Origin of the sequence: Allokutzneria sp. NRRL B-24872, assembly GCF_002155965.1 — a bacterium.
Lineage (GTDB): Bacteria > Actinomycetota > Actinomycetes > Mycobacteriales > Pseudonocardiaceae > Allokutzneria.
The window spans coordinates 66,154-79,546 of the sequence record NZ_MUMH01000013.1; the positions used below are offsets into that span (position 1 = coordinate 66,154).

General features: G+C 71.0%; 16 protein-coding genes and 1 riboswitch. Of the genes, 1 reads left to right on the forward strand and 15 read right to left on the reverse strand.

Features of this window, described 5'->3' with window-relative positions:
• Positions 1 to 51: 51 nt before the first annotated feature.
• Positions 52 to 783: a DNA polymerase beta superfamily protein gene (locus CCN37_RS03210; protein WP_086819108.1), complete on the forward strand. Its 732-nt coding sequence runs from the start codon at positions 52 to 54 to the stop codon at positions 781 to 783.
• Positions 784 to 834: 51 nt separating this feature from the next.
• On the opposite strand, the gene CCN37_RS03215 is transcribed toward CCN37_RS03210, so the two are convergent.
• The 15 genes from CCN37_RS03215 to CCN37_RS03285 form a co-directional block, all read right to left on the reverse strand.
• Complete coding sequence (locus tag CCN37_RS03215; RefSeq protein WP_086819109.1) at positions 835 to 1,137, reverse strand: hypothetical protein; 303 nt, start codon at positions 1,135 to 1,137, stop codon at positions 835 to 837.
• 51 nt (positions 1,138 to 1,188) lie between these two features.
• Complete coding sequence (locus CCN37_RS03220; RefSeq protein ID WP_210407855.1) at positions 1,189 to 2,337, reverse strand: MFS transporter; 1,149 nt, start codon at positions 2,335 to 2,337, stop codon at positions 1,189 to 1,191.
• Between the two features lie 166 nt (positions 2,338 to 2,503).
• Positions 2,504 to 5,401 (reverse strand): aminomethyl-transferring glycine dehydrogenase, encoded by a 2,898-nt coding sequence (gene gcvP / locus CCN37_RS03225; RefSeq protein ID WP_086819111.1) that lies wholly within the window; start codon positions 5,399 to 5,401, stop codon positions 2,504 to 2,506.
• 184 nt (positions 5,402 to 5,585) lie between these two features.
• Positions 5,586 to 5,699, reverse strand: a riboswitch (glycine riboswitch).
• A gap of 73 nt (positions 5,700 to 5,772) precedes the next feature.
• On the reverse strand, positions 5,773 to 6,276 hold the full coding sequence (locus CCN37_RS03230; RefSeq protein ID WP_246842788.1) for a MerR family transcriptional regulator: 504 nt from the start codon (positions 6,274 to 6,276) through the stop codon (positions 5,773 to 5,775).
• A 547-nt stretch (positions 6,277 to 6,823) separates the two neighbouring features.
• Positions 6,824 to 7,297, reverse strand: coding sequence for a bifunctional nuclease family protein (locus CCN37_RS03235; RefSeq protein WP_086819113.1), 474 nt, complete (start codon positions 7,295 to 7,297; stop codon positions 6,824 to 6,826).
• A 116-nt stretch (positions 7,298 to 7,413) separates the two neighbouring features.
• On the reverse strand, positions 7,414 to 8,148 hold the full coding sequence (locus tag CCN37_RS03240) for a MerR family transcriptional regulator (protein ID WP_086819114.1): 735 nt from the start codon (positions 8,146 to 8,148) through the stop codon (positions 7,414 to 7,416).
• 14 nt (positions 8,149 to 8,162) lie between these two features.
• A complete protein-coding gene (gene garA, locus CCN37_RS03245) occupies positions 8,163 to 8,615 on the reverse strand; it encodes a glycogen accumulation regulator GarA (protein ID WP_086819115.1) in 453 nt (150 codons plus the stop codon).
• 130 nt (positions 8,616 to 8,745) lie between these two features.
• A complete protein-coding gene (gcvH, locus tag CCN37_RS03250; protein ID WP_086819116.1) occupies positions 8,746 to 9,129 on the reverse strand; it encodes a glycine cleavage system protein GcvH in 384 nt (127 codons plus the stop codon).
• Between the two features lie 44 nt (positions 9,130 to 9,173).
• On the reverse strand, positions 9,174 to 9,887 hold the full coding sequence (locus tag CCN37_RS03255) for a DUF881 domain-containing protein (RefSeq protein ID WP_086819117.1): 714 nt from the start codon (positions 9,885 to 9,887) through the stop codon (positions 9,174 to 9,176).
• Between the two features lie 6 nt (positions 9,888 to 9,893).
• Positions 9,894 to 10,226: a small basic family protein gene (locus tag CCN37_RS03260; RefSeq protein WP_086819118.1), complete on the reverse strand. Its 333-nt coding sequence runs from the start codon at positions 10,224 to 10,226 to the stop codon at positions 9,894 to 9,896.
• 5 nt (positions 10,227 to 10,231) lie between these two features.
• Positions 10,232 to 11,092 (reverse strand): DUF881 domain-containing protein, encoded by an 861-nt coding sequence (locus CCN37_RS03265; protein ID WP_086819119.1) that lies wholly within the window; start codon positions 11,090 to 11,092, stop codon positions 10,232 to 10,234.
• The gene (locus CCN37_RS03270; protein ID WP_371503584.1) at positions 11,085 to 11,720 is read right to left on the reverse strand and encodes a CDP-alcohol phosphatidyltransferase family protein; all 636 of its coding nucleotides are present in this window, start codon (positions 11,718 to 11,720) and stop codon (positions 11,085 to 11,087) included. The genes CCN37_RS03265 and CCN37_RS03270 overlap by 8 nt, the downstream gene beginning before the upstream one ends.
• Before the next feature lie 299 nt (positions 11,721 to 12,019).
• A complete protein-coding gene (locus CCN37_RS03275) occupies positions 12,020 to 12,256 on the reverse strand; it encodes a hypothetical protein (RefSeq protein ID WP_143261398.1) in 237 nt (78 codons plus the stop codon).
• Between the two features lie 40 nt (positions 12,257 to 12,296).
• Entirely contained in the window at positions 12,297 to 12,485 is a 189-nt protein-coding gene (locus CCN37_RS03280) for a hypothetical protein (protein ID WP_086819120.1), read from the reverse strand.
• 57 nt (positions 12,486 to 12,542) lie between these two features.
• Positions 12,543 to 13,214, reverse strand: a complete 672-nt coding sequence (locus CCN37_RS03285) for a hypothetical protein (protein WP_086819121.1) — start codon at positions 13,212 to 13,214, stop codon at positions 12,543 to 12,545.
• Positions 13,215 to 13,393 lie beyond the last annotated feature (179 nt).

The following is a 13,393-nucleotide window of genomic DNA, read 5'->3' on the forward strand; positions in this document are numbered from 1 at the left end:
CGACCGAAATTCGGCTGCGCCCCAGGACGTGCCGCGCGTACAACTGGGGCCATGAAGCACAGCAGCCCCGCGTTCGCCGCCATCTCCGCGCGCGGCACGATCCTGCTCAGCCAGGTGGGTTCGGGCCTGCACGGCACCGCCATCGCCGGGACCGACGACCGGGACGAGATGGGCATCTGCGTCGAGCCGCCCGAGTACGTCATCGGGCTGCGCCGCTTCGAGCAGTACGTCTTCCGCACCCAGCCGGAGGGCAGCCGCTCGGGGCCGGGTGACCTCGACCTCGTCGTCTATTCGCTGCGGAAGTGGCTTCGCCTTGCCCTGCAAGGAAATCCGACCGTGTTGCTGTCGCTGTTCGCCCCCGAGGAGGAGATCGTGCGGATCACCGACCTCGGGCGGGAGCTGCGGGCCCGGCCGGAGCTGGTCGTCTCCCGCCAGGCCGGGCACAAGTTCCTCGGTTACCTGCGCTCGCAGCGCGGGAAGATGGTCAGCGGCGACCGCGCGGTCAAGCACGCCATGCACATGGTGCGCCTGGGCCTGCAGGGCGTCGAGCTGTTGGAGACCGGCCGGATCACCCTGCCGGTTCCCGAACCCTGGCGCACCTGGCTGGTGGACCTGCGCCTGGGCAGGCACGAGATCGCCGAGGCGGTGGAGGTCGCCGCCGGGCTGGAGGACGAGCTGAAACGTCTCATCACCAGCTCGCCCCTGCCCGAGCGGCCCGACACCGCGCTCGCCGACAAGTGGCTCATCGACGCCTACCAGCGAGCGTGGGCGGAGCTGTACTGATCTCGTGGTGGCCGTCGCTGTTCGGCGACGGCCACCACGATCGGTCCGACCTCAGCCGACCTCGTAGTTCCCGCGCACGGGAATGCCCGCGCCGGGCCCCTCCGCGTAGGGCTCCACGGTCAGTGACACCTTCACCGCCACCTTGCCGCGGTTGGTCCAGATGACCTGACGCTCAGCGATGCCGACCGAGGTTCTGCCGACGAAATCACCTCCCTTCTGGACGATTCCACACGGAGCAGCGCCGAAGTCCTTGGTGTGACAGGAGAACGGCACCTTCACCGGGGCGGCGGCGAAGCCGGAGACGGACACGAAGGTGAACACGGCGATGCCGAGAACGGCGAGTTTGCGCAACATGGCCCGAACCTGGACATGTATCCCCGAAGCGGTCTCCGCAGAGATTCTGAATCACGGCACGGGCAGGGCACGAGAACGCATCCCCTTCGCCAGGACGACGGCCAGCACCACGTACGGCACCGCGAACATCGCGAACACCGCGCCGTGCGACATCCCGGACGAAGCCGCGGCGTAGATGCCGTAGAGCAGCACCGTCAGCACCCCCGTCCCCAAGCCCGCCACGGAGGTCACCGTGGCGCGAGCGGGACCGGCGATGCTGTCCTGCAAACGAGCTCCGAGCACCACGCTCGCCAGCTGGAAAGCACAGAAACCCATTGCCAGCAAGAAGAATCCACTGAAGGAGCCGACGAGCGAGCCCGTGCCGCACACGACCGCGCCGACCGCGAGCAGCACCGCGGTGCCCTTCACGGTGAGCCGTTCCCCCAGGGGCGCGAGGAGTCCGCCGCTGGTCACTCCGAGCCAGATGAGCATCATCACCCACGGGACCGTCGTCGGTGCGACGCCCTTCTCCAACGACAGCAACGGGATGTACTCCTCCAGCGCGTCCCACACACCCATCACGAACGGCAGCATCAGCAGCGTCCACCGCACGGCGGGATCGAGCCGCGCCTCACGCAGTCCTTGGCGCAGGGTGGTCAGGTAGCCCTGCTCGCCGGACTCGACGCGAACGCGGTGCTCCGGAAAGGACAACGCGATCGCCGCGGCCACCACGCAGGCCAGGACACTGGCGATACCAACGGTTTCATAGCCGCCGAGCGCCAGAACCGGCCCCGCGACGGCCATCGCGACGACGATCGCGATCTGGCTCGCCGCGCGCGCTCGGCCCATCACGCGCGTATAGCGGCTGGCCTCGCCGACGCGGTCGAGCTCCTCGTACACCAGCGCTTCGAGTGAGCCGGAGGTCAGCGCGTTCTCCACGCCCCACAGCACGAAACCGAGCAGGAACGCCCAGTACGACGGGAAGGCGACCCAGAGCGCATATCCGGCTCCGGCGCACAACGGGCCGATGGCGAGCAACCACCGGCGGGAGAAGGTGTCCGCCCACGCGCCGGAAGGGATCTCCAGCACGATCGAGGCGACGCACCAGACGATGAACAGCGACGAGATCTCGGCGACCGAGAGGCCGGTCTCGACGAACAGCAGCGAGTACACCGGGTACAGCAGCACGAGGCTGCTCGCGAACATGTACGTGTACAACACGCCGGCGAGCTTGCGGGCGCGTGAAGAGGGTGCGGTCATGGGATCTTCCCAGGAGGAGGGACGCGGACGCGAGCGGACCGCGGTCCTGGGGGACCCCTAGTTCTGGATCAATGTCGCCAGCTCATGCCGGGAAGGGTACCCCCTCCCGGCACGAACCGACCAGGAATTACTCGCCGTAAGCGCTCAGCGGCGGGCAGGAGCAGACCAGGTTGCGGTCGCCCTTCGCGCCGTCGATGCGCCGGACCGGCGGCCAGATCTTCGGCGCGCCGGTGCCGACCGGGTAGACCGCCTCAGCACGCGTGTACGGGTGCGGCCACTCGCCGGTCACGCACGCCGCGGTGTGCGGGGCGTTGCGCAGCGGGTTGTCCTCCACCGGCCACTCACCGGAGCCGACCTTGTCGATCTCCGCCTTGATGGAGATCATGGCGTCGCAGAAGCGGTCCAGCTCCGCCAGGTCCTCGCTCTCGGTGGGCTCGACCATCAGCGTGCCGGCGACCGGGAACGACATCGTCGGCGCGTGCATGCCGTAGTCGGCCAGCCGCTTGGCCACGTCGTCCACGGTCACGCCGGTGGCCTTGGTGATCGGCCGCAGGTCGAGGATGCACTCGTGGGCGACGAAACCGCCCTCGCCGGTGTAGAGCACGGGGAAGTGCTCGTCGAGTCGCCGCGCGACGTAGTTGGCCGCGGCGACCGCGGTCAGCGTCGCCCTGCGCAGGCCGTCGCCGCCCATCATCCGCACGTAGGCCCAGGAGATCGGCAGGATCGACGCGCTGCCCCACGGAGCCGCGGAGATCGGACCGACCCCGGTCTCCGGACCGGCGGTGGGCTGGAGCGGGTGGTTCGGCAGGAACGGTGCCAGGTGCTCGCGCACGCCGATCGGGCCGACGCCGGGACCGCCGCCGCCGTGCGGGATGCAGAAGGTCTTGTGCAGGTTCAGGTGCGAGACGTCGGAGCCGAACTTGCCCATGCGCGCCAAGCCGATCAGCGCGTTGAGGTTGGCACCGTCCACGTACACCTGGCCGCCCGCGTCGTGCACCAGCGCGCACACCTCGCGCACGGTGTCCTCGTACACGCCGTGGGTGGACGGGTAGGTGATCATGATCGCGGACAGGTCGTCGCGGTGTTCGTCCACAGTGGACCGCAGGTGGTCCATGTCGATGTTGCCGTTGTCGTCGCAGCGGACCACGATCACCCGCATGCCCGCCATGACCGCGCTCGCGGCGTTGGTGCCGTGCGCGCTGGAGGGGATCAGGCAGACCTCACGCGCTTCCTGGCCCTGGCTGCGGTGGTAGGCGCGGATCGCCAGCAGACCGGCGAACTCGCCCTGGCTGCCCGCGTTCGGCTGCAGGCTCACCGCGTCGTAGCCGGTGACCTCGGCCAGCCAGCCCTCCAGGTCGCCGATCAGGCTGGTGTAGCCCTCGGCGTCGGCGACCGGCGCGAACGGGTGCACGTCGGCGAAGCCGGGCCAGGTGATCGGCTCCATCTCCGCGGTGGCGTTGAGCTTCATCGTGCAGGAGCCCAGCGGGATCATGCTGCGGTCCAGCGCGACGTCCTTGTCCGACAGCGCACGCAGGTAGCGCAGCAGCGAGGTCTCCGAGCGGTGCGTGTGGAACACCGGGTGGGTCAGGTACTCCGAGGTCCGGCGCAGCTCGGCGGGAATGCCGTCGGCGGTGTCGGCGTCCAGAACGTCCACATCGGACACGACGACGCCGAAAGCCTTCCACACCAACGACAAGTGCTCGCGCGAGGTGGTCTCGTCGCAGGCGATGCCCACGTGGTCGGCGTCGACCAGGCGCAGGTTCACGCCCAGTTCGCGCGCGGTGGAGACGATCTCGGCGGCGCGGCCGGGCACACTGGCGAGCACGGTGTCGAAGAACTCGCCGTGCACGACGTCGACGTTGTTCTCGCACAGACCGGCGGCGAGCACGGTCGCCATCCGGTGCGCGCGCGTGGCGATGGTCTTCAGCCCGTCCGGGCCGTGGTAGACCGCGTACATCGAGGCGATCACCGCGAGCAGCACCTGCGCGGTGCAGATGTTGCTGGTGGCCTTCTCGCGGCGGATGTGCTGCTCGCGAGTCTGCAACGCGAGGCGGTAGGCGGGATTGCCGTCCGCGTCCACACTCACGCCGACCAAGCGGCCGGGCAGCTGGCGCTCCAAGCCCTTGCGCACGGCCATGTAACCGGCGTGCGGCCCACCGAAGCCCATCGGGACGCCGAAGCGCTGCGAGGTGCCGACCACCACGTCCGCGCCCTGCTCCCCCGGCGCGCGCAGCAGCGTCAGCGCCAGCAGATCGGCCGAGACCGCGACGAGCGCGCCCTGCGCGTGCGCCTCCTCGATCACCGGGCCGAGGTCGCGGACCACGCCGGAAGCACCGGGGTAGGACAGCAGCACGCCGAAGTAGTCACCGCCGAGGCCCAAGCCCTCGATGCCCTGCGACAGGTCGGCGACGACGACCTCGATGCCCAGCGGCTCGGCGCGGGTCTCGATCACCGCGAGGGACTGCGGCAGCGTGTCCGCGTCCACCACGAACTTCGCCGACTTGGAGCGGCCCGCGCGGCGCAGCAGCGTCATCGCCTCGGCCGCCGCGGTGCCCTCGTCCAGCATCGACGCGTTGGCCACGTCCATGCCGGTCAGGTCGGCGACCATGGTCTGGAAGTTCAGCAGCGCCTCCAGCCGCCCCTGCGAGATCTCCGGCTGGTACGGCGTGTACGCGGTGTACCAGGCCGGGCTCTCCAGCACGTTGCGGCGGATCACCGGCGGCGTGATGGTGCCGTGGTAGCCGAGGCCGATCATCTGCACGGCCAGCCGGTTGCGCCCGGCCAGCTCGCGCAGCTCGGCCAGCGCTTGGGCCTCCGTCGCCGGGGCGGGCAGGGCCAGTGCCAGGTCCTTCTCGTGGATGCTGGCGGGCACCGCGCGCTGGGCCAGCTCCTCCAGCGAGCCGACGCCCACCACGTCCAGCATCCTGGCCAGCTCGGCGGGCCGGGGACCGACGTGGCGGTCGGCGAAGGGGGTGCCGTGCTCCAGCGCGGCCAGCGGGATGCGGTCGGGGGTGGGCTGGGTCATGCTCTCGCCTCCGGCAAGGGTTCAGGGCGCGCGGCCGGGCTGCTGCCCGGTGTGGGGCCCTCCCCCTCTGTCCGTACCCGGTTCCCGGGTGCCTGAGAGCTTCGCCCGGGGCTCCAGGCTTGCACCGTCGGCGGGGCGCCGCGCCAGGGCTGGGACTCCCGGGCTGGCCCGCTTTCCAGAGGCGTCTGCCCACGCGGTCCTGGGTGCCTGAGAGGTTCCGGGGAGGAGTTGCTCCTTCGGCGCCGTTGCCCGCCCGGTGAAGCGCCCGGCCGGTCACGGTCTCTCCCGCGTGGGATCAGCGACTACGCGCGAATCCTACCTGGAGTGCCTGGCGACTCCGCCCAACTGTGACGCGACACGGGGCGCCGGGGTCAGCCGATGCGGCGAGCGCGGCGCTGGGAGAGCTCGTCGGGGGTCTCGGCCACCCACTCGCCGCCGTCCGCGCGCTCGGCGGGGAAGGCGTGGATGGTGCCGCTGATCTCGCGCATGGCGCCGCTGACCGCGATGCCGAAGACGCCCTGGCCGCCCTGGAGCAGGTCCACGACCTCTTCCGGCGAGGTGCACTCGTAGACGGTGGTGCCGTCGCTGAACAACGTGATCCTGGCCAGGTCCTGCACGCCGCGGCTGCGCAGGTGCTCGACGGCCACCCTGATGTTCTGCAGCGAGACCCCGGTGTCCAGCAGCCGCTTGACCACCTTGAGCACCAGGATGTCCTTGAACGAGTACAGCCGCTGGCTGCCGGAGCCGTGCGCGCTGCGGATCGTCGGGAGGACGAGGTCGGTGCGGGCCCAGTAGTCCAGCTGCCGATAGGTGATCCCGGCGATCTGGCACGCGGCCGGACCCCGGTAGCCGACCATCTCGTCAGGCAGGGACATGTCAGGGAACAGCTCACCCTGCTCGCCAGCGCCCAACCGGATTGGCGCCTGTTCGCCCACGCCTGCCTCCCCTCGGCCGGTCCGCGAAGACCGGCGCCGCCGACTGTGTGGACCGATCCACCTCGGTCCGCCGGCCGCGGCACCCTCCCGGTGGAACGCACCGGAAGGACTCGCTCGGACTCGACGGTAGAACCGGCCATGCGGGCGGTCAACGCGACGCGCGGGCAACAGGAACCCTCAACTCAAGGTCGAGGGTTCTCCCCGGGAGGCCGCCCTCGAACACGGAGAGCGACGACAAGATCACGCCCAGCCTGGCACGACCCCGCCCACCCCGCAGGGCAGAACGGCGTCACCAGGGCGCGCGAGCTTCGAATGAAACTTGCATTCTCATTGTTGCACGCGCGACGGGCGCTCAGATCACCCGGTGTAGGCATCTCATCTTCACCCGGCGGCCACGGCGAAGGGCCGACGACGCGCGGAAGGGGCGCGCAAGAAAAACGCCCCGGATCTGCACGTTGCAGGCCCGAGGCGGTCAGGTTGCGCGGGATCAGCTCTCCGGGGCGGCGAAGTCCTCCGGCGAGACGTTGTCGAGGAACTCGCGGAACTTCTCCACCTCGTCCTCCTGCTCGTCCGGGATGACCAGTCCGGCCTCGACCAGCACCGACTCCTCGGCGTGGATCGGCACCCCGATCCGCAGCGCCAGCGCCACCGAGTCACTGGGCCGCGCGGAGACCCGCAGGTCCCCGTCGAAGACCAGCTCGGCGAAGAAGGTGCCCTCCTGCAGGTCGGTGATCCGCACCTGCTCGAGCTCCCGCCCGAGCGCCCCGATCACGTCCTTGAGGAGGTCGTGGGTCAACGGCCGCGCGGGCCGGACCCCCTGCTGCTCCAAGGCGATCGCCGTGGCCTCGACCGAGCCGATCCAGATCGGCAGGTACCGATCCCCCTCGGTCTCGCGCAGCAACAGGATCGGCTGGTTGTGGGGTAGTTCGACCCGCACCCCGACGACGCGCATCTCGCTCATCGGATCTCGCCTCCTCCAGTGCTCTCCACGTGTGGGAAAACCTCGCCGTTACCGAGCATCTCGTACCACCGGCGCCGACGCTACCCGCGATCCGGCTGGCACGCCGCGCGCGTTTCTCAGCCCTTGGCCACGCCGCGCAGACCGACCCTGACGAGCATGGCGTGCAACGACACCGACAACGCCGCGAGCCGGTCCAGTATTTCCTCCGCGCGCTCCCGGGCACGCGGATCTCGTTGCAGCAGAACGGGAGCGACGATCTGCTCCAGCAGCGCCACCTCGCGGTCGGCCGAGGAGCGGAAGGCACGCAGGTGCCGGGGCTCGATGCCGAACCCCGTCAGCTCCTTGGCGGTGCGCGCGATCGGCACCGCGTCCTGCTCGTAGAACCCGGCGGCGCCGGGGCGGAGCAGGCCGTGCTGTTCCAGCTCGCCGAGCAACCGCTCGTCGACCCCGGTGGCCTCCAGGAACTCCTCCCTGGTCAGCCTGGCGCGCCTGCTCACGTCGGGCAGCCGCGGGCGGGCGGGCGGAGCGGGCACCACCGACAGCTGCGCCGCCGTCGGATCGGTGCCGTGCCCGGGGTTTCCCGCGTTCTCCGCGGCGTCCAGCTGCTCCTTGATCACCTTCAGCGGGAGGTAGTGGTCCCGTTGCGCGGTGAGCACGAAGCGCAGCCGCTCCACGTCGGAGCGGGCGAACTGGCGGTAGCCGGAAGAGGTGCGCGCCGGCCGGACCAACCCCTCCGACTCCAGGAAGCGGATCTTGGAGATCGTCACCTCCGGGAACTCGGACCGCAGCTGCGCGAGCACCGCTCCGATGCTCGAACCCCCGCTGTTGGCCCGTCCGGCCGCCGCCGTCATCTCGCAGCTGTCCTCTAGTTGTTCGGGCCCGTCAGGAACACGAGCCGGAACTTGCCGATCTGCACCTCGTCGCCGTTGGACAGGACCGCGGTGTCCACCGGGGCCCGGTTCACGTAGGTGCCGTTGAGGCTGCCGACGTCGACCACGACGAAGTCAGCGCCCTCGCGGCGGAACTCCGCGTGCCTGCGCGAGACCGTGACGTCGTCGAGGAAGATGTCGCTGTCGGGGTGCCGCCCAGCGCTGGTGGTGTCCCGGTCCAGCAGGAACCGGGAACCGGCGTTGGGACCGCGCTTGACCACCAGCAGCGCCGAACCGCTCGGCAGGGCGTCAACGCCCGAGACCGGCGGTTCGGGAGCGGGAGGTGCCTCGGCGCCCTCGACGTCGGCGAGGAAGTCGGCTCGGAAGATCGACGTCGATTCGGCCGCGCCTTCCGGCGGGACGCCGCCGGGCCCGTCGTTCTGGCTCACCTGAGCTCTCCTCGTCCTGGATGAATCCTGCGGAGTACCGGTCAAACCTACCGTGCCGCCAGTGGCGGCCGGGGTCTGGCTCCTCCGCTTGCCGAACAGCCGTCGAAAGATCGATATCACGCTTCGCCGATCAGCCTTCGTTGATCTTCCCACGGTACCCGGCCGCGTCGAGCAGGCCGTCCACCGCGGCAGGGTCCTCCAGCCTGATCTCCACCAGCCAGCCGTCGCCGAAGGCGTCGGTGTTGATGGTCTCCGGCGCGGTCACCACGGCCTCGTTCACGGCGACGACCTCGCCGGCGAGCGGGGCGTAGATGTCCGAGACGCTCTTGGTGGACTCGACCTCGCCGAGGACGTCCTCCGCCGCGACCTTCCTACCGGTCTCGGGCAGCTGCACGAAGACCACGTCACCCAGCTGGTTCTGGGCGTAGTCGGTGATGCCGATCCGCACCGTGTCCTCACCCGTGCGGGCGACCCACTCGTGCTGCTCTGTGTACCTCAAGTCCTCGGGAACCACCGAGCGTTCTCCTCCCGTCCAGTACGCAAACCGGCTTGCGACTGTCAACCGGCCGGGCGAGCGTATTTGTGGCTCCGCTCGGGCCGCAAGGCGGTGATCTCCACACGTTCACTCTGGGTGAGGCGGGAGCCGCCACCGGCCCGTTCCACGGAGTCCACGACGCCGCCGGGGATGTTCAGCGCTTGCGCAAGCGTAGGGGGGTCCCCCACGGCCACGATCACGTAGGGCGCCGACAGGTCCGCGCCGTCCAGTCGCAGGCGCCCGGCGGAGCCGGTGAACGCCGAGTCCACGCCGGTCCGCACGCCCCCGACCTGCACCGCTTCGGCTCCGGCTGCCCGCAGCTCCTGCACCGCGTCCAGCAGCGTCTCCGGCCCGACCTTTCCGCGTGGGTCGGTGATCTCCACCCGCACGCCCGGCCCGGCCGCCGCGACGGTGCCCGCGAGCACGCCGAGCGCGGTGGCCCTGCGCCTGGCCTCCTCCAGCGCGGCGGTGGAGCCCTGGCCGCTCTCCCTGAGCCTGCGCAGCGTGGCCTCGGAGTCGGCGATCTCCTTGTGCAGCGCGGCTTCCCGCTGGCGCAACCCGTCGAGCAGCACCACCAGGTCCTGCGGTCGCTGGTCGGCGAGCGCGTCCCCGGCGCGGGTCCTGCGCACCTGGGTGACCAGCGCCAGGCCCAGTGCCAGGCACAGCAGCGCGATCAACGACCCGGACAGCAGCCGGTGCCGCTTCTCCTGCCGCTGGGGCTTCTCCGGCTCAGTCATCGCCCATCACGCCTTGAAGAGGTGCCTGCGGATGGCCGAGGCGTTGCCGAAGATGCGGATGCCGAAGACCACGACCACCGCCGTGGAGAGCTGCCCGCCGACGCCGAGCTCGTCACCCAGCAGCACGATCAGCGCGGCGATCAGCACGTTGGACACGAAGGACACCACGAAGACCTTGGCGTCGAAGATCCCGTCCAGCCGGGCGCGCAGCCCGCCGAGGACCGCGTCCAGCGCGGCGACGACGGCGATCGGCAGGTACGGCTGGACCCAGTCGGGCACGGTCGGGTCCAGCCACAGGCCGAGCACGACCCCGACGGCGAGGGCGATCACGCCGATCATCTCGACTACCTCCCTGTCGTGGTGGGTGGAGCGGTGGGTGGGGCGATGGGCGCCGCGGGCACCACCGCGAGCCGGGGCTCCTCGGCCGCCGCCGCGGCCAAGCGCAGCTCGCCGACCCGCTCGATGGTGAACGTGGTGCCGTAGAGCTGGGTGAACGTGGTGAAGCGGCCGTGCCCGTCGGTGCCGACGAAACGGGTCTCCAGCTCCTCGGGGGAACCGATCGCCTCCAGCACGTAGGGCTGGGTGACCGGCCGGTTGTCCACGAGCATCCCGCCCGCCTGGCGCACGGCGGTCCTGGGCTGGAGCCGGTGCCCGCCGATCGCGACGGCCTCGGCCCCGCTCGCCCACAGCGAGTTGACCAGCACCTGGAGATCGCGGTCGAGGACGTTCTCGCGCGAGCGCGTCCCGCGCCGCTCCGGCGGATCGCCCACGGTGACGCGCAGGCCGGGACCGGTGACCGGCACCGCGGCGGTGGCGCGTTCGAGCCGGGTCAGCTCCTCCAGCACGACGCGGCCCTGCCCGTCGCCGGTGAGCGCGGCGGTGCGCGCCTCGTCCAGCCGCTTGGCCAGATCGGCGGCCCGGCGCGCGAGCGCCTCGGTGTCGGCGCGTTCCGCGCGCACGCCCGCGACGAGCCCGCGCTTGGTCTCCTCGGCGCCCGGCTGGCGCGCGGCGGCGTTCACCGCGGCGACGCCCATCAGCGAGCCGAGCAGCAGCGCGCCCACCGCGAACCACACCCGCTGGGCGAGCCACGGCACCGGCCGACCGGCGCGCTCGCGGTGCGCGGCGGCGTACCCGGAGTCCAGGTGGTCGCCCAGCAGCTGGCGCAGCAGCGAGCTGCTCAGGTCGTAGCGCCGCCGCTCAGGCACCCGCGAGCGCCCCGCCGACCTTGCCCTTGCGGATCGCCGCGCCGAGCTGGACCAGGTAGAGCACGCCGGCCCACAGGTAGAGCAGCACGCCCCAGATGGTGAAGCCGTAGGCGATCGGCCGCACGAACTCGGCCACCGCCGACGTGCCGTCGGCGGCCAGCAGGAACGGGAAGGCGTAGAGCAGCACGAAGGTGGCGGCCTTGCCGGTGTAGTGCACCTCGAAGGTGCCGTAGCCGTAGCGGCGCAGCACCAGCAGGCTCAGTCCGAGCACCACCTCGCGACCGACCAGCGCCAGGATCACCCACCACGGCAGGATCTCCCGGACGCCGAAGGCGATCAGCGTGGCCAGGATGTAGAGCCGGTCGGCGGCGGGGTCCAGCATCGCGCCGAGCTTGCTGCCCTGGTTGAGCCAGCGCGCGAGCTTGCCGTCGAGCCAGTCGGTGAACCCGCCGACGGCGAGCACGACGATCGCGAGCACGTCCTCCTCCGGGCCGAGCAGCAGCCACAGGAAGAGGGGCACGCCCGCGAGGCGGAGCATGCTGAGGATGTTCGGGATCGTCCAGACGCGGTCGGACTGGGGCAGTTCCCCGCCTGACGACGGGGCCGCCGTCACCGCTTCGCGTTCCACCTGGACTCCTCGACCGCACGCGCGGCGGAGCCGGGGAACGGGGAGGCGCGCCGCGTTTCGCCCGCACCCGCTTGCGGCGGCAAGCCTGCCACACGGCGGACGGCGGGGCGCGGGAGGCCGGGGCGTGTTCGGCGAGTCCCGTTCGACGGGGGTCACCCCCGGCGCCAAGCCGACGTCGCACCACGGCGAGATCGGTTCCTGGCGGGGCGGCGGGTGCGTCCGCGCACCGATGTCGCACGGGACTTCCCGGCTGCGCCACCGGAACGGGCCGTCGCGAGCGCGGCCCCGGGGAGCGCGCCCTACAGGCGGGTGCGGCTCCAGCCGCGGCGCTGCAGGTCCGCGTGGCTCATCAGGGTGGGGCGGCCGCGGTCGTCGACGCCGACCCAGCGGCTGCGGCCGTGGCCGCCTTCGAGGACGTAGGCGTGGCCGCCGCTCCAGACCACGCTGCAGGGCGCGGTGGGCAGGCTGGCCCCCTTGGTCGTCCTGCGGTCTGTGACCGGGTCCTCGGCGATCGCGGTCGCGGTGTCTGCGCTCATGGCGGCTTGGCTCCTTGGTCGAGCCCGGCGACGGGCTCCGTCAACTCTCGTACTGGGTGTCGGCCATCACCTCGGAGGTGTTAGCCGGGACACACGAATTGTGGACCGTGCCGCCCGGGAAGACGGCGGTTTCCCGGGCGGCAGCGCCCACCGGGCGAACGGCGTCGCCCAGCAGCACCGGGGTGAGAGTCGCGACCGTCACACCCCACTCCGGCAGGGTGCCGTTCACCGATGATCAACGGCCGGACAACGGCGACCGAGGTTCACCCCGGCCGATAACGCCTGGTCAGGGCGTCCAGGTGAGCGGAGCCCTTCCGGTGTCCAAGCGGTAGTGCAGGCTGCCGGGCTCGGCGCCCTCCGGCAGCATGTGGATCTCGCAGGTCGTGTGCTCCTGGTCGGTGGACCAGCCGCGCGGCGGAATGCCGCTGGGGCAGGAGCTGAGCTTCGGCCCGCCGAGGCCGATCACCAGCAGCTTGGTGCCGGACTTGTTCGCCTTGTCCAGAACGGAGAACCGGTTCGGCGTGGTCATGCTCTCCACCGCGCCCTCCATCCGGTTCACCATTTTGTAGGTGAGGTAGTAGGGAACCCTGCCTGCGGAGGTCTTCTCCTCGATCTTGATGCCGGCCGACCTCAGCTCCTCGAAGCTGCCCTTCTCGACCTTCACCGGGACGATGCCGATGGTGTAGATCTTCGAGCCGAGCGGGTTCTCCACGACGGCTTCCTGGCCGTACTTCAGCGCGGTCCCCGCGTCGGTGAGCGGTTTGGTCGCCTTGCCGACGTGCTCCGGCGCCGACGAGGTGCTCGGCGGTGCCGTGCGGCTGGAGGACGGCGGCGGGCCGGGCGCGGCGACCGCCTCACCGGCCTGCGGGCTGGCGCAGGCGGAAGCCATCGTCAGTGCGACCGCGGTGACGGCGAGAACGCCCGCCGCGCCGCGTCGGTGACTGGAAGTCGTGCCCACCGGTCCTCCTTGCCCTGAAACGGGAAGCGCCGGGAACGGCACTCACGGGATGAGACCCCCGATCGTGTTGCCCCGTTCCCGGCACTCCTGTGACTCAGGTCACATTTTTGCGTGGGTGGTGCTCAGTTCTCCAGCTCCTGCAACGCCTCCTCGGCGGCGGCCAGCTCGGCGCGCAGCGC

Coding starts and splice junctions, on each gene's coding strand:
- CCN37_RS03240 (WP_086819114.1), bottom strand. CDS start 8,148: ATGACGGCGGCGGCCGGACGGGCCAACAGCGGGGGTTCGAGCATCGGA.
- CCN37_RS03235 (WP_086819113.1), bottom strand. CDS start 7,297: ATGAGCGAGATGCGCGTCGTCGGGGTGCGGGTCGAACTACCCCACAAC.
- gcvP (WP_086819111.1), bottom strand. CDS start 5,401: ATGACCCAGCCCACCCCCGACCGCATCCCGCTGGCCGCGCTGGAGCAC.
- CCN37_RS03215 (WP_086819109.1), bottom strand. CDS start 1,137: ATGTTGCGCAAACTCGCCGTTCTCGGCATCGCCGTGTTCACCTTCGTG.
- CCN37_RS03230 (WP_246842788.1), bottom strand. CDS start 6,276: ATGTCCCTGCCTGACGAGATGGTCGGCTACCGGGGTCCGGCCGCGTGC.
- CCN37_RS03275 (WP_143261398.1), bottom strand. CDS start 12,256: ATGAGCGCAGACACCGCGACCGCGATCGCCGAGGACCCGGTCACAGAC.
- CCN37_RS03255 (WP_086819117.1), bottom strand. CDS start 9,887: ATGACTGAGCCGGAGAAGCCCCAGCGGCAGGAGAAGCGGCACCGGCTG.
- CCN37_RS03210 (WP_086819108.1), top strand. CDS start 52: ATGAAGCACAGCAGCCCCGCGTTCGCCGCCATCTCCGCGCGCGGCACG.
- CCN37_RS03260 (WP_086819118.1), bottom strand. CDS start 10,226: ATGATCGGCGTGATCGCCCTCGCCGTCGGGGTCGTGCTCGGCCTGTGG.